This is a genomic window from Halomonas profundus, from assembly GCF_020865425.1.
In the GTDB taxonomy this organism is placed as follows: domain Bacteria; phylum Pseudomonadota; class Gammaproteobacteria; order Pseudomonadales; family Halomonadaceae; genus Vreelandella; species Vreelandella titanicae.
The window spans coordinates 4864497-4883071 of the sequence record NZ_CP086344.1; the positions used below are offsets into that span (position 1 = coordinate 4864497).

The following is an 18575-nucleotide window of genomic DNA, read 5'->3' on the forward strand; positions in this document are numbered from 1 at the left end:
AGGCTAAATAGTGCATGCGCTAACACACAACGACCCGATCTCGCCCGCTGTGCTTCGCTTGATAAAGAGCTTGGTCGGCCCGCTGTAAGGAGCGGTGATAGTCGGGGTGGCCGTCGTGGAGTGCGACTCCCACGCTAATCGTCAGGTTAAGCAGCGTATCGGCACCGGCGAGCATCGGCTCCTTAGCCACCGATTGGCGTAAACGCTCAGCAAATAACCGGCTGCCGTCATGGTCAGTATTGACCAGCACAATCAAAAACTCCTCGCCGCCCATGCGAAACACGTAATCACCCCCACGGGTGGAGCGATCAAGGATGCTCGCCACCTGCTGCAGCACGTTGTCGCCGGCGTCGTGCCCATGGGTATCGTTGATCGATTTGAAGTGATCGATATCTACCATCAACAGCGCAAAGCAGTGCTCCGAGTGGCGGGCAATGTCTATTTCGCGACTAAGCACCACTGACAAAAACTTGCGGTTGAGCAACCGGGTTAAGCTGTCGCGCCCTGCATCCAAACCGGAGGCGCGCTCTAATACATTGTCGAGCAGCATCAACACCGTACGGGCGGCATCACGAATCTCGCCCAGCGCCTTAAGTCGCTGGCTAGCATCTTCATGCATCAGCACTTCCAGCCACTCACGATCCACTTGCTGAATATGGCGTGAAATAGTGGCAATCTCCGGCACGCCCTCGAACGCATGGCACGCTTTATGGAAGTACCACAGACCAAAATCGGAATTGGATAACCGCGGCAGCGTGGCGATATCCTGCTGGGCAGCTATGGCAAACATCAGCGCATTCTCCCAATTCAACAACGCCGAACGCTGGCGTTCACGCTCGTCGCCAATGCTCTGGGTGAGTGAAAACAGCTTGTACGCCTCTTCAGTGCGCGCATTACGGTCACTGGCCACCGAGTAGGCGTGGCTCATGATTTCCATGGCCATATCAATATGGTCGGAGACGTACACCGAGGCATCCCCCGGCGATAGCGGGCTTTTGAACGTGGCGTTGATCTGTTGATAAAACACCTGCTTAAGCTGCCGCGCTCCACTTAGCACCAGGTTGACCGGAATATCGATGCGGGCATGCACCTGCCCCACTTTTTCCTGCTGCTCAACCAGGGACTCAAAATCGGCGTGCTCAACGGCAAACATGGCCTTCAGCCAGCGCTGCATTGAGGGGTGTAAACGCTGCTCCACTTGATCGTTGGAGAGAAACAGCGAGGCATGCGGGTCTTCCAACATCACCCGGTAAAAGTGGTCAGCAAAGCTTTGCCCGTGGTGCTCTACCAACGTCTCGACTGCTTGCCGCAACGGTTTGGGCGTGCGCTCCAGAAGCGCTTGCCACTCGGCGGCGAGCTGATGTTTATCTTTATAGCGCATACCCCACCTGCTTCTTATTGATCAACAGCCAATATTACACGCCAAGCATTTTCGTCAACCGAACACAGAGCAGGGTTTTAGCGAATAAGCCCGCCAGATATCTTCTGTCATGTGCATCACTTGACGGCGGTAAAAGCATCATGTATATCAAATGATAGACTTTTGAAGTATCAAATGAGGATAACATTATGGATATCCACTTCACTCAATACCAGCCACCCAAAGCTTTGGCGTCCGGTTTCTGGCAACAAATTGGCTTGCCAGCCAGAGGCCGCAAGTTGCATGAGCTGTTGCATGAAGGGGTGGAGTATCGTGTTTATCCCCAGATTGCCAAGGTATCAGGTATTGAGCAGAAGGCACTGGCGCGCTACGTGGATATTCCCTCTGCTACGCTTAGCCGTCGCGCCAAATCGGGCCGTTTCAAAATGGCAGAGAGTGACCGGCTGTATCGCTTTGCTGAGCTTTTCAAGGCGGCACTGGATCTGTTCGAGGGGGACTCAGAGGGCGCCCGCGCCTGGCTACTCAAACCCAATGCCGGGCTAGGCGGTCGTCGCCCTGTCGAAATGAGCGCCACATCGGCAGAGTATCAAACGGTGTTGAATCTGATCGGGCGGCTGGAGCATGGTGTCTCGGTATGAGCGAGGTCACCGCCTATCGGCTGGTTAAGCGTAAGTTTCAGGAGACAGCGTTTGATGGCGAAGGCGCACGGCTTTACGGTGGGCGCTGGAACAGCCCAGGGAATGCCTGTGTGTATGTGGCAAGCTACGAGTCGCTGGCACTACTGGAAATTATGGTGAATCTGGAAAGCTATCGGCTGCTCAATGCGTATGCGCTGCTGCGCCTGACGCTACCAGCCGACAGTATTCTAAGCATTGGCGCAGAAGATCTACCAGAAAACTGGCAGGAAGCCCCAGCGCCCGCAGAGACCGCTGAACTTGGCGATGGCTGGCTGGCCTCAGGCCAAAGTCTGGCACTGGCAGTGCCAAGCGTGGTCGTGCCGAGAGAGCTCAACTACATGCTCAACCCGGCACACCCCTTATTCGATCAAATCGTCGCGACAGCCGAGGCACTGCCATTTCAACCCGATCCAAGACTTTGAACCAGGTGTGGATAACTTAAACCGTTCTTAGCAGATTTCAAAGGCGCGTTAGTAGCCCGTCTTACGTTTATTCCCGCAATACTCAGATACCCCTTTCAGCTCACCTCAGCGTCTTTTATCCGCTTGACATTTCATGAATAGCGCCACAAACTTAGCCAAGGCTATACTTCTTTCCTCGGGACAATCAGTTTACACAAAGCAATTTCAGCCCATCTACCTCATGACGAGTCTGGAGCTAAATAATGGCAACAAAATATGCCGTGATTCTATTGGGAACGCTGCCTTTTAGTGCGTTGGCAACTGCCGATGAAACGCCCTTAAACGTGGTGGCAACGATTGGGATGATTGCAGATGTAGCGCAGGAAGTAGGCGGCGAATGCGTTAATGTGGAAGCCATGATGGGCCCCGGCGTAGACCCCCACCTGTATCAGGCAAGCGCTAGCGACGTGGCCTTGCTGCGGGGCGCCGAACACATTCTCTATTCAGGCTACTCATTGGAAGGGCAGCTGGGGAGTGTGCTGGAGAATTTCTCGGCACGAACACCCACGCTTGCCGTGGCGCCCGCTTCCATTGATCCGGCGTCGTTGATCACCGCTCAGGATGTCTACGGAGTCGACCCTCACCTGTGGATGGATGTCTCTTTATGGGCCCAAACACTGCCCACCCTAAGCGATGCATTGAGCGAAGCACGCCCTGAGTGCGCCACGACGATTGAAACCAATACCGAGCGTTATCAGGCTCAGTTGCTAGCCTTGCATGAGTGGATTAAAGAGAGCATTGCCAGCATCCCCGAAGAGCAGCGTATTCTTGTCACCGCCCACGACGCTTTCAGCTACTTTGGTCGTGCCTATGACATTGAAGTGGAAGGGATTCAGGGCATCAGTACCGAAACCGAAACCGGGATCGCCGATATTCGCAGCATGGCGGATAGCGTTGTTGCCCGTAACGTGCCCGCCATATTTGTCGAGAGCACCATCAATCCACGCACCATTCAGGCAGTGATCGATGCAGCAAGGCAGCGCGGCCATGATGTGACCATCGGCGGCCAGCTTTATTCCGACGCCATGGGCGATGAAGGCACGGTAGATGGTACCTACATGGGCATGATCTACCGTAACACCCAGCACATTGTCGAGGCGCTAGGCGGTTCCTTGGCCCCGCTGCCAAAGGCACTGGATGACTGGGCCAGCGAGTGGCAACTCGCTCAATAAGCATTCGATAAGGCAGTGATCCATGGCGACATCCGACCTTACAGACACCGCACTGAGTATTAAAAACCTGACGGTGAGCTACCATAACCAGCCCGTGCTTTGGGATATCGATCTGGATATCCCCGCCGGTGTCATGGCGGGCATTGTCGGCCCTAACGGGGCGGGCAAGAGCACGTTGATCAAAAGCCTCCTGGGGCTGGTGCCGTCGCTGTCAGGCGAGGTGATGGTGCATGGGCGGCCTTACGCCACGCAGCGTAAACGGGTGGGCTACGTGCCCCAGCGCTCAAGCGTTGACTGGGATTTTCCCACCACTGCACTGGATGTGGTCACCATGGGGCTTTACGGGCGTTTAGGTTGGCTCAAAAGACCGGGGCGAAAAGAGCGCCACGAGGCGCAGGAAGCACTTGAGATGGTCGGTATGAGTGCCTTGGCTGAGCGCCAGATTAGCCAGCTCTCAGGTGGCCAGCAGCAGCGCGTATTTTTGGCCCGTGCGCTGGTGCAGCAAGCCGATGTGTATTTTCTTGATGAACCCATGGCGGGCGTCGATGCCACCACCGAGCGGGCCATTATCGATATCCTGCGCCGCCTGCGCGACGCGGGCAAAACGCTAATTGTGGTACACCACGATCTGCAAACGGTTCGCACCTACTTTGACTGGCTACTGCTACTCAACGTGCGAGTCATCGCCAGCGGCAAGGCCGAGGAGGTGTTCAAGATCGATCACCTGCGCCAGGCTTACGGCGGCCAAATCGCGCTACTTAACGACAATGAATCGTTAATGTTTTCCGCCTCAAAGGTGAAGTAACCCATGGTGTGGCTTGAGCTTTTATCTGACTACACCTTTCAGAATGTAGTCATTGGCGCCTCGCTGCTGGGGCTGATCAGCGGCCCGCTGGGCTGTTTTGCGGTGCTGCGTCGCCAAAGCCTGCTGGGAGACGCAATTTCCCACGCAGCCCTTCCCGGCATCTGTTTAAGCTTTATCATCACCGGCAGCCGGGATATTGGCGGGATTATTATTGGTTCACTGATCACCGGCTCCGCCGCCGCGCTGATTATGCTGATGCTAACGCGCTTAAGCCGCCTGAAAACTGACGCAGCCCTGGGCGCCTGCCTGAGTATCTTTTTTGCCGTGGGTATCGTTCTGCTCACCTATATACAGAGTACCAATAACGCCTCCCAGGGCGGTCTTGAGGCCTTTCTGTTCGGTCAGGCCGCCGCGACGCTGCGCTCCGATTTATGGGTGATGGGCAGCATTACGCTGGTTACGCTGCTGCTGCTTGCCGTCTTCTGGAAACAGGCCAAGCTGGTCACCTTTGATGCGGAGTACGCCCGCACGCTCGGCATGCCTATCACCGTGATTGAAGCATCGCTCACCGCTATGGTTGCGCTAGCAGTCGTCGTCGGCCTGCAGATGGTCGGTGTGATTTTGATGGCCGCCATGATCGTGGCACCCGCGGCCGCCGCCCGACAGTGGAGCCGCCACCTAGGCGGCATGCTCACCATCGCCGCAGGCGTCGGTATTGTCAGTGGTGTTTCAGGGGCAACCATCAGCACCCTATCGCGTGGCCTGGCAACCGGCCCGCTGATTGTCCTTACCGCAACCGCCATCGTGCTTATATCGTTGGCATTGGCGCCCGGCCGTGGCCTGCTGTGGGGTGTGATAAAGCACTATCGCCAGAAGTCAGCGCTGCAGAAACAGCAGCTACTTTATGCGCTATATAAACACTCGGCCGATCCCTCATGCGCCCCCTCAACACTCGGTTCACGCAGGATGCTCAACAAGCTTAAGCAGCAAGGCTACCTAACCCGCTCTCCACGCGGTGCCACCCCAAGCGACGGCGGCTGGGGGCTAACGGCACAGGGCCAGGCGGAGGCTAGAAGAGTGATCGCGGCTTTTGAGGAATTAGCATCATGATGGCAGAGCTACTGACCACAACTGCCCTGCCCATTATGCTAGTGGGCGCGATGGTAGGCATCGCCTCCTCGGCGGTGGGCACCTTTTTAGTGCTCCGCGGCAACAGCATGTTATCCGACGCAATCAGCCATTCGATTGTGTTTGGCATCGTCATCGTCTGGCTGCTGACCAAGCAACAGAGCGGGCCGGTACAACTGATCGGGGCCGCCCTCACTGGGCTGTTAACCGTCTTGCTCACCGAAGCCTTAGCGAGCACCAAACGGGTCAAGCAGGATACCGCTATCGGCCTGGTCTTCCCGGCTCTGTTCTCTATCGGCGTGCTGCTGTTGAATATTTATGCCAATGATGTGCATATCGACACGCATACCGTGCTGCTCGGGGAGATCGGTTTTGTCTGGCTGGATACACTCGACATCTTCGGCCTGCCCATCCCTCAGGCGCTGGTATCGATGAGTGTGATGACGGTGCTCAACTACGCGTTTATCGGACTCTTTTATAAGGAGCTGAAGCTGGCCACCTTCGATCCGGCGCTGGCCAAAACGTTCGGCTTTATGCCCTCGATTCTTTTCTATGTGCTGCTAATGCTAACTAGTTCCACTGCTGTGGCGGCCTTTGATGCGGTAGGCGCGGTGTTGTTTATCGCCTTTGCCATTGTTCCCGCCTCCGCCGCCTATTTGCTGACTGACCGGCTGTGGATGATGTTTATCATCGGTGCGCTAATTTCTATCGCCTCGAGTATTTCTGGCTACTACCTCGCAGTGTATCTCAACGTCTCCATTGGCGGCATGATGGCCGTCATGACTGGCGTATTCCTGATGCTCGCCTTTCTAGCAGGGCCACGCTACGGCGTGATTACCCAACTGGTCAAACGCCAACGGGCACGCCAGGCGCCGGTGGAGCCGCCGCCCAGCGTTTGAAGCCCAGCTTTTGGAAACACCGCTCATCCGCGCGCAAAAAAGCGACCGCCTTTCGACAACCGCTTGGCCGGGCAGGCGGTAACCGGGTGTGGATAACTTAAACCGTCAGATGCTGCTTGATCAGCTCATTGGAGAGCTCGCTGATCTCCCCTTTGGCCACCGGTCGGCCGCGATCCATAATCACAAAGCGGTCGGCGTATTTACGGGCAAAGGGCAGCTTCTGCTCCACCAGTAGTACCGTAAGGCCATCCTCGTTGATCAACTGACGAATCACCTGACCAATTTGGGCGACGATATTGGGCTGAATGCCCTCACCTGGCTCGTCCAAAATCAGCAGTTTGGGTTCGATGACCAGTGCGCGGCCAATCGCCAGCTGCTGCTGTTGCCCACCGGAAAGGTCGCCGCCACGGCGGTGTTTCATCTCTTTAAGCACTGGGAACAGCTCATAGACCCGCTCGGGAATCTTTTTTAGCCCGTCACTGCGGGCGGCAAGGCCGGTGCGCAGGTTCTCCTCTACGGTCAGCAGCGGAAATATCTGTCGCCCTTGAGGCACGTAGCCAATTCCCAACCGCGAGCGCGCCTCAACGGCTTTTTTAGTCAGCTCGATCTCGCCTGCCTCGGCGGTATAGCGCAGCTCGCCACTTTTGATGGCCACTTCGCCCATCACGGCTTTTAGCAGCGTGGTTTTGCCCACGCCATTGCGTCCCATCACGCAGGTGCACTGGCCAGCAGGCACCTCAAGGTCAAGATCCCAGAGGGTGTGGCTTTCGCCGTAAAACTGGTTGAGCTTTTCGATCGCTAGCATCAGGCGGCCTCCTCGTCATCGGCACCCAGGTAGACCTCGATTACTTTGGGGTCGCTGGAGACTTGATCCATGGTGCCTTCCGCCAGCACGCTGCCCTGATGCAAGACCGTCACCTGGCGGGCAATCGAACGCACAAAGCCCATATCATGCTCCACCACCACCACGGACTGTTTACCGGCCAGCCCGGTGAGCAACTCGGCAGTGCGCTCCATCTCCTGCTCGGTCATGCCCGCCACCGGTTCATCCACCAGCAGTAGACGCGGGCGCTGCATCAGCAGCATGCCGATCTCCAGCCACTGCTTCTGGCCGTGGGAAAGAATGCCCGCAGGTTGATGGCGCAGTGCTGTCAGGCCAATGGTTTCCAGTACGTCATCGATGCGGTCTTTGATCTCGCCGGTCATGCGGGCGGTTAGGGTAGGAAAAATCCGCTTGTCGGCGGCCATGGCCAGCTCCAGGTTTTCAAATACCGACAACGCTTCGAAAACCGTGGGCTTTTGAAACTTGCGGCCAATGCCCAGGCTGGCAATATCAGGCTCGTTCATGTGCAGCAGGTTATGGCGGCTGCCAAACCATACGCTGCCGCTGGTGGGGCGGGTTTTGCCGGTGATGATATCCATCATGGTGGTTTTACCCGCCCCGTTGGGGCCGATAATGCAGCGCAGCTCACCGTCGTTGATGGTTAGGTTGAGGTTATTGATGGCTTTAAAGCCATCGAAGCTCACGGTGACATCTTCCATGTAAAGGATCGGCCCGTGGCGAACGTCCACCGGCGAGGCTTGGGGCGCCATAAAATCGAACACCCGATCACGCTGGGACAGCGATTGCAGCAAACTCATGCGGAGGCCTCCTTGGATGTCTGTTGATGATCAGGGTTAGCCGAATCGTCGCGCTTGCGACGCTTGAGGTAGCGAAACAGCCCCGCTACCCCCTTGGGCAGAAACACTGTGACCAGTACAAACATCGCACCTAATGCAAACAGCCAGGCATCAGGCATGACGCCGGTAAAGATGGTTTTGGCATAGTTAACCAAAATGGCACCAATCACTGCGCCATAGAGTGTGGCGCGACCGCCCAGTGCGACCCACAGCACAATCTCGATGGAGAAAATCGGCGAGAACTCGCTGGGGTTGATAATCCCCACTTGCGGCACGTAGAGCGCCCCCGCCAGGCCTGCGAGCATCGCCGAGACCACAAACACAAACAGCTGAAAGCGCTCGACCCGATAACCGAGAAAGCGCGTACGCGCTTCGGCATCCCGAGTGGCCACGCTGACCCGCCCCAGCTTGCTGGTCACAATCGCACGGCACAGGATATACCCCAGCGCCAGCGCAACGCCGGTGACCAGGAACAACCCTAGGCGCGTGGCATCGCTGCGCAGGTCAAAACCGACGATTTCGCGGAAGTCAGTCAGGCCGTTATTACCGCCGAAGCCCATCTCGTTGCGGAAGAAAGCCAGCATCAAGGCAAAGGTCAGTGCCTGGGTGATAATCGACAGATATACCCCGGTGACCCGTGAGCGAAACGCCAAGAAGCCGAACACTAACGCCAGCAGCCCCGGCGCCAGCAGAACCATGGCAAAGGCGAACCAAGCCATATCGAAACCGTGCCAGAACCACGGCAGACTGTCCCAGTTCAGGAACACCATAAAGTCGGGCAGCACCGGGTGGCCGTAGGTACCGCGATCGCCAATCTGGCGCATCAGGTACATGCCCATGGCGTAACCGCCAATGGCGAAAAAGGCGCCGTGGCCGAGGCTCAAAATGCCCAGATAGCCCCACACCAGATCCACCGCCACGGCCAGCAACGCGTAGCTTAGGTACTTACCGAACAGGTTGACCGTATAGGCACCCACATGCAGTGGGTTATCCGGCGGCACTGCCACGTGCAGGATGGTGACCAGCGCCAGCGCGGCCAGTAGCACGCCGAGAAAAATCTGCGTAGAGCGCTCGCTGAATGGGCGTGTTAGCCAAAAATTCGTCGATGATTCGGTCGTTAAAGACATCGTTTAGCCCTCCGCAGCCCGGCCCTTCTGCGGGAAGAGTCCACGCGGGCGTTTCTGAATGAATAGGATAATAAAGACCAACACGATAATTTTGGCCAACACCGCGCCTGCCCAGGGTTCCAGCACCTGGTTAATGACCCCCAGCGATAGCCCGGCCACCAGCGTGCCCCACAGGTTACCCACGCCGCCGAACACCACCACCATGAAGGAGTCGATGATGTAGTTCTGCCCCAGGTTGGGGCCGACGTTGGTGAGCTGGGAGAGCGCAACTCCGGCAAGCCCGGCTACGCCGGAACCCAGCGCGAAGGTCATGATATCCACACGAGTTGCGCGAATGCCCATAGAGCGAGCCATGGCGCGATTTTGGGTCACCGCACGCACCTCAAGCCCCAGCCGCGTGCGACGCATAATCAGCATCAGCCCGGCAAACACCACCAGCGCAAAGCCGAGCACGTACATGCGGTTAAGCGTTAATGACAACGCATCATTCACCACTAGCGAACCACTCATCCACTCGGGGGTGATGACGGTACGGTTAAGCGGTGAAATCACCGTGCGCACCAGCTGCTGCAGAATCAGGCTGATACCAAAGGTCGCCAGCAGCGTCTCCAGCGGACGGCCTTTGAGGAACTGGATAACACCGCGCTCGATCGCCACACCCGCCAGAGCAGCGACCATAAAGCCCGCGGGAATCGATAGAATCAACGCCAGCCCAGGCTGGCCGGGCAGCAGTTGCTGCATCGCCCAGGTGGTGTAGGCGCCCAGCATCATCAGCTCGCCGTGGGCCATGTTGATCACGCCCATGACCCCGAAGGTGATCGCCAGACCAATGGCAGCTAGCACCAGCACTGAGCCGAGGCTCAAGCCGAAATAGAGCGTTTCCAGACCACGATTGATTTTGAGTTGCTGCTCAATGCCCGCCAGAGAAGCGGCAGCGGCATTGGCGACGACGGGATCATCGCTATTGGCTGCCCGGCTCAATGCCACGCGGGAACGGGGGTGTAGGCTGCCGTCCAGCGCTTCGACCCCAGCCATTTCGCCCGCTTCGGCGCGGTAGATCGCCACGGCCTGGGTCAGCCGGTAACGCACCTGCTCGTCCTCTTCCTGTTCGATCAAGTCGTCGAGAGTGGGCACCAGCTCACCATCTACTTCCCCTAACAGGCGCTCGGCCGAGGTGCGGCGGCGCTCCACATTAGGCGAGTAAAGGTCAACTACCGCGATGGCACTGCGCAACTGATTACGCAGGTTGTTGTTGATGCCGATACGCTCCAGATCACGACGGGACATCTCGCCCAGCGCTTCGCCGGTTAGGACATCGGCCACCGGCCAGTCGCGGCCGCGGTTCTCTAGCACCAGCACGAACCGGCCGTCTTCGGTGCGCTGCAAGCGGCCATCCAGCAAGGCCTGCAACCAGTCTCGGGCGCGTTCGTCGTCGCTTTGCAAAATCGCGGTGATAGCTTCGCCTTTGGCGGCGTAAGACTCAACGTCCAGCGCCTCCAACAGTTCGAGCGCGGCCGCATCGTCGGCAGTATTCGTGGAGCTCGTTTGTGCTTGGGCGGTCACTGTGATGCTTAACAACAGTAGGCACAGCAGCCCTAAGGAAAGGAAACGCCTCATGGGGTTCTTCCTTTGGTTATCTAAAGAGGGGGAGTTAGCGTGCTCCCTCGCCACTTGGGCTTCAGCCTAGGGACGAGGGATCAGTATTACTCACTACAGGAGCTTTTACTCAGCGAGCGCCGCTTCGGCTTCTTCTGCTGCGGTGCTGCCACCGCACGAGCCGTTCACGACGTTGAAGTTGCCGCACTCCATCGGCTTGCGCCAATCGGCAATCAGGTCACGGGAGCCAGGCAAGTAGTCAGACCAGGCGTCGCCCGCCACGGTAGAGGGCGTCTGCCAAACGATATCGAACTGGCCGTTGTCCTGAATCTCACCGATCAACACCGGCTTGGTGATGTGGTGGTTGGGCATCATCGCCGCATAACCGCCGGAGAGGTTAGGTACGGTTACACCGATAATGGCGTCTTTCACCGTATCGACATCCGTGGTGCCCGCTTTGCGAACCGCTTCGGCCCACATATTGAAGCCAATGTAGTGTGCTTCCATCGGGTCGTTGGTCACCGCCATATCGTCGCCGGTGTATTCGATCCAGGCATCGATAAAGTCGTAGTTGTCGTCGTTATCGACGCTCATGAAGTAGTTCCAGGCAGCCAAGTGGCCTACCAGCGGCCCGGTATCAATACCGGTGAGCTCCTGCTCGCCCACGGAGAAGGCGATGACCGGAATATCCGCAGCGTCGATACCCTGGTTGGAGAGCTCGGTATAGAACGGCACGTTAGCGTCGCCGTTAACCGTCGAGATTACGGCGGTCGGTTTACCCTCTTCACCGAATCGACGTATTTCCGCCACGATGTTTTGCCAATCGGAGTGACCGAACGGCGTGTAGTTGACCATGATGTCCTCATCCGCGATGCCGTGTTCATCCTTGAGGAAGGCCTCGAGGATACGGTTGGTAGTGCGCGGGTAGACATAGTCGGTACCCACTAGCGCAAAGCGCTCGATACCGACTTCGTTGATAAGGTATTCAACCGCAGGAATCGCCTGCTGGTTAGGCGCTGCGCCGGTGTAGAAGACGTTTTCAGAAGACTCTTCGCCTTCATACTGCACCGGGTAGAACAGCAGCCCGTTGAGCTCCTCTACGACGGGCAGTACGGATTTACGCGAAACCGACGTCCAGTTGCCAAAAATCACGTCCACTTCTTCCTGATCCAGCAGCTCCCGGGCGCGTTCGGCAAACAGCGGCCAGTTAGACGCCGGGTCAACCACCACGGCCTCTAACTGACGGCCCAGCAAACCACCGGCTTCGTTCTGCTGCTCGATAAGCATTTCGACGGTGTCTTTGAGGACAGTTTCACTAATCGCCATGGTGCCGGAGAGGGAGTGCAGGATACCAACTTTGATCGGGTCGTCGTCCTGGGCGATAGCCTGGGTGCTGACCCCCATGATGGCAGTGGTGAGTAAAGCGGTCGCGAAACGGCCACTTGAAAGGTATGGGCGAGGGTGTGTCGAGCGTTTGAGAGTGTGCATTGTTAATCTCCTTGCGCCCCTTATGACTGGGGTTTGTTATGACCGGGGCTTGATGATTGGCTTCGCACTTGGGGTGGTTGTGTTAGCTCCCCCCAATACGTCTACTAGCCAACAGCTCTTGCAAGGGGTGCGCCAGATTGGCACAAAGTTGTCTTATAGCTATCTAATCAGCCACTTAATAATCATCAGAAAATCTCGACTTTCTCAATATGCACCAAAATAAAGCGCAGAAAAGCAGCTAAAGCACCCTGCCAATGCACCAATAAGATTCGGTGCACCAATTAGATACGCGGGCTTTTAAAATACATAACAGCAACCCAGTGATTACTTATCAGTTACAGAACCACTCTTTGTTACCCGTCAAAAACGGAAATAAAAAAAGAGCGCCGACTTTCGTCGGCGCCCCGTTGCTCAACATTACTTCTTTAAGTATTTAATCGCTTTCAGGCGAACCTGAATTGGGGGTTGCCTTCATACCACGACGCAGCAGAGGGCCCACAATATAAGGCAGGATCAAGCCCAATCCAGCAAAAACCCAAAGGCCGATAGCCAGACCGCTATCCCAAAGAATCATCCAGTCGCCATCGGAGATATCCATGGCATGGCGCAGATTCTTCTCCATCTCTGGCCCCAACAACAAGCCAAGAATCACTGGCACCAGCGGAATCTCAAGCTTGCGCAGGACATAACCACCCACCCCAAAGGCCACCATAAAGTAGAGGTCAAAGATGGTGTTACTGATCGAGTAGATACCCACGAAGGCAATCATCGTGACGATCGGCAGCAAGTACATCGGCGGCACGGACAGCAGCTTGACGAAGATGCCCACCAACGGAATATTAAGGATCAGCAGCAAAAAGTTACCGATCAATAGTGCTGCGATCACGCCCCAGACGATGTCGGCATTCTGGGTGAACATCAGCGGCCCAGGGGTAATATTGAGCGAAATCAACAACGCTAAGAGTACTGCAGTAGTACCACTACCCGGCACACCTAGGGTTAGCATGGGAACCAGAGCACCGCTCGAAGCAGCGTTGTTGCCAGATTCTGGAGCAGCCACACCACGCGGGTCGCCTTGTCCAAAATAGCCTTTCTTACCCAACACACGTTTTTCAAGGGTATAGCTGATGAAGCTACCCAACGAAGCACCAGCACCAGGCAGCACCCCGGCGACAAACCCTAGCACCCCACCGCGAAAACTGGTGGGAAGAATTTCGCGGATATCTTTCCAGGAGAGCGAAAGTTTGTTGACCTTCATCTTCTCTTTACCACCGCCTGCACGCTCTTCGATGAAGAAGAGCAGCTCGGAAATGGCAAACAGACCGACGATAGCAATGATGAAGTCCACGCCTTCAAAAAGTTCGAGCACCCCAAAGGTGTAGCGCTGCACACCGGTATTGTCGATACCCACCGTGGCGATCATTAGACCAATACAGGCGGCAACCACTGTTTTGATGGGGTTTTTACCGGTAATACCGCCTAAGGTAGCGAACGCCAGCAGGAAGAGCGCAAAATATTCCGCAGGGCCGAACGTTAAAGCAAAGTTAGCCAACAATGGTGCCAGCAAGATCAAACCAATAGTGGCGATAAGACTACCGATAAAAGAGGCCACCGCAGAGATCGCCAGCGCCTCGGAAGCCTTGCCCTTCTGGGCCATAGGATAACCATCAAGACAGGTCATCATGGCCGGTTCATCGCCGGGAATATTTAACAGAATCGATGAGATACGCCCACCGTACATGGCACCCGCATACACTGACGTCAGCATAATCAGAGCCGTTTCTGGAGCGAGCCCTAAACTAAATGCCAGCGGTATCAGAATGGCCACGCCATTGGCAGGGCCTAACCCCGGCAAAGCGCCGATCAACGTGCCAAGAAAAGCACCTAGCAAGGCGAACATCAGGTTATGGGGTTGCAGAGCAACGCCAAAACCATCCATTAGGTAACCTAGAGTTTCCATCAGTTCACCTCCAGGAATGACAACAGACCCAGCGGTAAGGCGAGATCAAGTGCAAAACTAAACAGAAAGTACACGACTACTGCCGAGACTGCCCCGGTCATGTAAGCATTGAACGGCCGAGCCCCCATGCGCCAGCAAAGCGTTCCCACGGCAAGCGTAGTGCTAATAATGAAGCCCAGCGGCTGAAGCAGCATGGCGTAAAAGATCAGCACCACCACGGCGATGATTAGCTCGACACCCGTACGGCTCCAAGGCCAGGCGTTGTCGGGATCAGGGCGTACAATCAAATAAAGGCTGGAAATTGCCAGCACCACGGCCAGCAATTTCGGAAAAGTGTCAGGGCCGACGGCTTCGGCCCCACCAAACGGCTCCGGGAACTGAGTCGCGGCCCAGCCGTACGCAACGGCCAGGACGATCATCAAGACCCCAAAGATGCGGTCATTGAAAGTCATTACTGAATCAATCCAATATCTTTAGAGAGCTGTTCAATGTCACTGATCTGGTTGAGTACAAACTCTTCAAACTCACCAGCGGTCATGTGGAAAGGCATCAAACCGTTTTGAGCCATGACATTCTGCCACTCTTCACTCTGGTAAATAGTGTCCATGGCATCGGTCCAATACGCTTTAGCTTCTTCGGAGACATCCGCAGGCATATAAAAGCCGCGCCAGTTGGGGCCAAGGGCGTCGATGCCTTGCTCGCGTGCGGTGGGGATATCAGACAGGTCTCCCGGTAGGCGCTCTTCGGAGAGTACCGCTAGGACGCGCAAGTCGCCAGACTCCATAAACCCTTGGGCTTCGGTGATATCACCGGTAAAGGCGTCTACGTGCCCGCCGATCACTTGGGTTAACGCTTCACCACCATTGTTGTACGAAAGGTAGGCAATGCGCGGAAGATTCTCGACATCGGCTGCCTGAGCAGCAATCAACACTTTAAGATGATCCCAACCGCCCTTAGCGCTACCGCCGGCGAACTTGACACTACGCGGGTCTTCCTTAAGTGAGTCCATCAATTCATTCAGGTCATCGATCTCGGAATCAGCGGCTACGGCGATAATCCCGTAATCCGCACCTAGAGCACCGATCCAATTGACCTGATCGGCGGTCAGCCCAGGGAATTGTCCTTGAGCCAGACGAGTCGTAGTAGCCGTGGACGCCGCTACCAGCAGATGGTCGTCACCGGCGCGCTTGCTTATAGTATGAGCAAACGCCACACCGCCACCAGCGCCAGCCATATTGATGGTTTGTACATTCGCCGGTACTAGATCAAGCTCCTGCATGACATTACCCACACTGCGGCAGGTAAAGTCCCAGCCGCCGCCGGGATCGGACGGAGCGATACATTCCACCTTACCCTCCGGTTCGAAGGCAGCGGCAGTGCTAGAGAAGGCTGTAACAGCCGCTAGTGGAAGGGCCAGCAGGGTTATATATTTAAAGGCAGGCTTGAGAATCATGGCGTTCTCCACGTATCAGTTTTGTTGTGTGATGAGTTTGTTGTTTAAAGCTTCTTATTGTGAGACTGCACGCCGCGAACGTTAGAAGACCACGCCCCTGACCGACAAGCTTGTGCGCATAAAAGACAAAATGTTCTTTATGGGCATTTTGTTCATTTTGTTCACGCCGACTTACTTATAGCATGCGCTTATAGAGAAGCCAGCCACTCGTGTGCTGCCTCCAACAGCCGATAGCGGCGCTCAGGCCGCCCTACATCACCATAGCCCAGCTCAGCACTCACCGCCTGCTCGGCAACTAAAAACTCTAAATAACGGCGGGCGGTTGAGCGACTGGCACCCATGATGCGTGCCATCTGCATGGCGGTGAGTGAGTCGGGTGCGTCGGCCAGGGCATCAATCACCCGGCGCAGCGTCAGCCGATCAATACCTTTAGGCAGGGTTTGGCTTTTAGCACGCAACGGCTCGCCGGGCTTCAGGCGCGCCAGCACGGAGTCCAGTTCATCCTGATTCATCTCGGCACGGTTGGCCAAGGCTTCACGCTCGCGACGAAAGCGGGTCAGCATTTGGGTCATGCGTGTGGCTTCAATGGGCTTAATAAGGTAGTCAAACACCCCGCCACGCAGCGCCTCGCTGATAGTTTCCACTTCTCGTGCGGCGGTGACCATGACGATATCCACATGCACATAGTCGCGGCGAATCGCCCATAGCAGCTCCAGCCCTTCAACATCAGGCAGGTAGGCATCGAGCAAAATCAAATGGATGCTAGCGGCCTGCTCGGCCATGATGGCTTTGGCCTCACTGCCATTGCGCGCCATGCCCACCACATAAAAGCCATCGCTCTGTTCAATAAAGGCCCTGTGAATATCGGCAATGCGAAAATCGTCTTCAACGACCAAAATACCGTACTGCCCATCAGACATTGCCTGCCTCCCTAGCTGTCGTGGTCACTGTTTTTGGTACTTTTGGAATTGTTGTTGAGAGCGCTGTTGAGACTGCTGCTGGTCTGGCTGCGCGCAGAGCGAGCGATCGAGCACCGCGATAAAGCACGCCCCGCCTAGTTCACTCTCTTCCAGAGTCACGGCGCCGCCGTGCTGGCGGCAGAGCCTGGCTACCAGCGCCAGGCCAATGCCCTGGTGTTTGCCCGTTTTGGTCGAAAAGCCTTCCTGGAAAATCGATTCGGCGAGCTGGGCAGGTACTCCGGGCCCGTTGTCCTCCACTTCGATCAACAGCTGCTCCCCCAAATCGGTGAAAAACAGGCGTACTTTGGGCGCTTTACTCGGCCCATTCAGCGCTGCATGGCAGGCGTTGTCCAGCAAGTTACCCACCACGCTCATCATCACTTCTTGGCCGGTGGGCGTTAGCGGGCAGGAGAGCGAGCTTTGCTCATCGACTTCCAACGCTACGCCCAGCTCCCGCGCCCGGGTAAGTTTACCCAGTAGCGTACCGCTAAGCACGGCGTCGGCCACGTTGCGCATTAAAAAGCTCATCTGCGCCTGGGCGCGTTCGGTTTCTTGATGGATCAGCGCGAGAGCTTCCTCGATGCGTTCTAACTGCAGTAATCCTGAGATGGTATAGAGCTTATTGGAAAACTCGTGGGCCTGGGCACGCAGCATATCCACATCACGGCTGGCCTGGGTAAGCGCGTGGGAAAGATCGACAATTTCGCGACGGCTGCGGAAAGTGGCCACCGCCCCCTCAATCTCGCCTTCGTGCAGAATCGGCACGCGGTTGACCACCACCGGGTGATCGCCCAGCCACATCTCCTGGTCGAACTCCTGCTCTCCGCGTCGGAGCACCTCCAATAGCCGCGAATTGGGCACGACCTCGCGGATGGGCTGCCCCAGCAGCACATGCTCATCGTCCAGGTTGAGAAAGCGCCGCGCCTGCTGGTTGACCAAGGTAATATGACCTTCACGATTAACCGCCAGAATACCCTCGTGGATCGACTGCAAAATGGCCTCTTTCTCCATAGCCAAGCGGGCAATCTCGTAGGGTTCCAGGCCTAAAATGACCTTTTTAAGATGCTGCGATAGCCAGTAAGCACCGGCAAAGCCGAGACAAATCATCAGCGCCACCAGCGCCCAGCCAAAGCTGTTGTAGCGGGCTACGTCCATGGCCACGCGATCCATCATAAAGCCGACGGACACCAGGCCAATGATATTGCCCTCTTCATCCCAAATGGGCGCTTTGCCACGAATGGCAGTGCCCAATGACCCGGTTGCCTCGGATACATAGTATTGGCCATGAATCAGCGCCTGATCATTATCGCCCCCCACCATTGGTTTCCCAATCCGCTCCGGCACGGGGTGGGAATAGCGAATACTTTGGGCGTTGCCTACAACGACATAGCGCGCGCCCGTTTCATGGCGAACGCGCTCTGCGAGGGGCTGAATAATGAAAGAGGGGTCGGGAATTGAAAAGGCGTTGATAATTTGCGGCATCGACGCCACCGTTTTGGCCACCGCCAGCGCTCGCTCGCCCATCTGCTGGCTAATAATTTCTGCCTTGCGGTGATTGAGGTAGGTGCCCTGCGCCAGTAGCATGCCTGCCAACAGTAGTCCGACTAACAGCATTACCTGAAGGCGAAAACTGCGTTTATACCAGCTGCGCCTTGCGCGAGTGCGGCGCCAGCGCTGCAGGTCGGCTAACGTTCGGGGGCGGGAAGCGCTCATAGGTAGACTCGAAATGCGTGACCGCGCCATTATGGCACGCGCCAGCCAACGGCGTTAATCGCCGTCACCCCAGAGT

The 18575-nt window shown here is 56.5% G+C and carries 17 protein-coding genes; 6 read left to right on the forward strand and 11 right to left on the reverse strand.

The window, feature by feature from the left end; translation table 11 throughout:
* Nucleotides 1-19: 19 nt before the first annotated feature.
* Nucleotides 20-1381, reverse strand: coding sequence for a diguanylate cyclase (locus tag LMS44_RS22095; protein WP_278371018.1), 1362 nt, complete (start codon nt 1379-1381; stop codon nt 20-22).
* 188 nt (nt 1382-1569) lie between these two features.
* Between LMS44_RS22095 and LMS44_RS22100 the strand changes: the two genes are divergently transcribed.
* The 6 genes from LMS44_RS22100 (at nt 1570) to LMS44_RS22125 (ending at nt 6523) form a co-directional block, all read left to right on the forward strand.
* A complete protein-coding gene (locus LMS44_RS22100; protein WP_022521350.1) occupies nt 1570-2019 on the forward strand; it encodes an Xre family toxin-antitoxin system antitoxin in 450 nt (149 codons plus the stop codon).
* Nucleotides 2016-2480 (forward strand): RES family NAD+ phosphorylase, encoded by a 465-nt coding sequence (locus LMS44_RS22105; protein ID WP_089691167.1) that lies wholly within the window; start codon nt 2016-2018, stop codon nt 2478-2480. The genes LMS44_RS22100 and LMS44_RS22105 overlap by 4 nt, the downstream gene beginning before the upstream one ends.
* A gap of 242 nt (nt 2481-2722) precedes the next feature.
* Entirely contained in the window at nt 2723-3691 is a 969-nt protein-coding gene (locus LMS44_RS22110; RefSeq protein ID WP_089691169.1) for a metal ABC transporter solute-binding protein, Zn/Mn family, read from the forward strand.
* A 22-nt stretch (nt 3692-3713) separates the two neighbouring features.
* The gene (locus LMS44_RS22115) at nt 3714-4496 is read left to right on the forward strand and encodes a metal ABC transporter ATP-binding protein (protein ID WP_089691170.1); all 783 of its coding nucleotides are present in this window, start codon (nt 3714-3716) and stop codon (nt 4494-4496) included.
* Nucleotides 4497-4499: 3 nt separating this feature from the next.
* Complete coding sequence (locus tag LMS44_RS22120) at nt 4500-5606, forward strand: metal ABC transporter permease (protein ID WP_009286157.1); 1107 nt, start codon at nt 4500-4502, stop codon at nt 5604-5606.
* Entirely contained in the window at nt 5603-6523 is a 921-nt protein-coding gene (locus LMS44_RS22125; protein WP_009286158.1) for a metal ABC transporter permease, read from the forward strand. Before LMS44_RS22120 ends, LMS44_RS22125 begins: the two co-directional genes overlap by 4 nt.
* Before the next feature lie 97 nt (nt 6524-6620).
* Here LMS44_RS22125 and urtE read toward each other — a convergent pair whose 3' ends face one another.
* The 10 genes from urtE to LMS44_RS22175 all read right to left on the reverse strand — a co-directional run bounded on the left by urtE (nt 6621) and on the right by LMS44_RS22175 (nt 18499).
* Nucleotides 6621-7328: an urea ABC transporter ATP-binding subunit UrtE gene (urtE, locus tag LMS44_RS22130; protein WP_009286159.1), complete on the reverse strand. Its 708-nt coding sequence runs from the start codon at nt 7326-7328 to the stop codon at nt 6621-6623.
* Nucleotides 7328-8164 carry an urea ABC transporter ATP-binding protein UrtD gene (gene urtD, locus LMS44_RS22135; protein ID WP_009286160.1) on the reverse strand — a complete coding sequence of 279 codons (837 nt, stop codon included), beginning with the start codon at nt 8162-8164 and terminating at the stop codon, nt 7328-7330. Before urtD ends, urtE begins: the two co-directional genes overlap by 1 nt.
* Nucleotides 8161-9330: an urea ABC transporter permease subunit UrtC gene (urtC, locus tag LMS44_RS22140; protein WP_009286161.1), complete on the reverse strand. Its 1170-nt coding sequence runs from the start codon at nt 9328-9330 to the stop codon at nt 8161-8163. The genes urtD and urtC overlap by 4 nt, the downstream gene beginning before the upstream one ends.
* Nucleotides 9331-9333: 3 nt before the next feature.
* Nucleotides 9334-10947: an urea ABC transporter permease subunit UrtB gene (gene urtB, locus LMS44_RS22145; protein WP_089691172.1), complete on the reverse strand. Its 1614-nt coding sequence runs from the start codon at nt 10945-10947 to the stop codon at nt 9334-9336.
* 105 nt (nt 10948-11052) lie between these two features.
* Complete coding sequence (gene urtA / locus LMS44_RS22150; RefSeq protein WP_027957902.1) at nt 11053-12414, reverse strand: urea ABC transporter substrate-binding protein; 1362 nt, start codon at nt 12412-12414, stop codon at nt 11053-11055.
* A 433-nt stretch (nt 12415-12847) separates the two neighbouring features.
* The gene (locus tag LMS44_RS22155; RefSeq protein WP_027957903.1) at nt 12848-14374 is read right to left on the reverse strand and encodes a tripartite tricarboxylate transporter permease; all 1527 of its coding nucleotides are present in this window, start codon (nt 14372-14374) and stop codon (nt 12848-12850) included.
* Nucleotides 14374-14826 (reverse strand): tripartite tricarboxylate transporter TctB family protein, encoded by a 453-nt coding sequence (locus tag LMS44_RS22160; RefSeq protein WP_027957904.1) that lies wholly within the window; start codon nt 14824-14826, stop codon nt 14374-14376. Before LMS44_RS22160 ends, LMS44_RS22155 begins: the two co-directional genes overlap by 1 nt.
* On the reverse strand, nt 14826-15827 hold the full coding sequence (locus LMS44_RS22165) for a Bug family tripartite tricarboxylate transporter substrate binding protein (protein ID WP_051430621.1): 1002 nt from the start codon (nt 15825-15827) through the stop codon (nt 14826-14828). The genes LMS44_RS22160 and LMS44_RS22165 overlap by 1 nt, the downstream gene beginning before the upstream one ends.
* A 188-nt stretch (nt 15828-16015) precedes the next feature.
* Nucleotides 16016-16747, reverse strand: a complete 732-nt coding sequence (locus LMS44_RS22170; protein WP_089691174.1) for a response regulator — start codon at nt 16745-16747, stop codon at nt 16016-16018.
* A 24-nt stretch (nt 16748-16771) separates the two neighbouring features.
* A complete protein-coding gene (locus LMS44_RS22175; RefSeq protein ID WP_089691176.1) occupies nt 16772-18499 on the reverse strand; it encodes an ATP-binding protein in 1728 nt (575 codons plus the stop codon).
* Between the last annotated feature and the right edge of the window lie 76 nt (nt 18500-18575).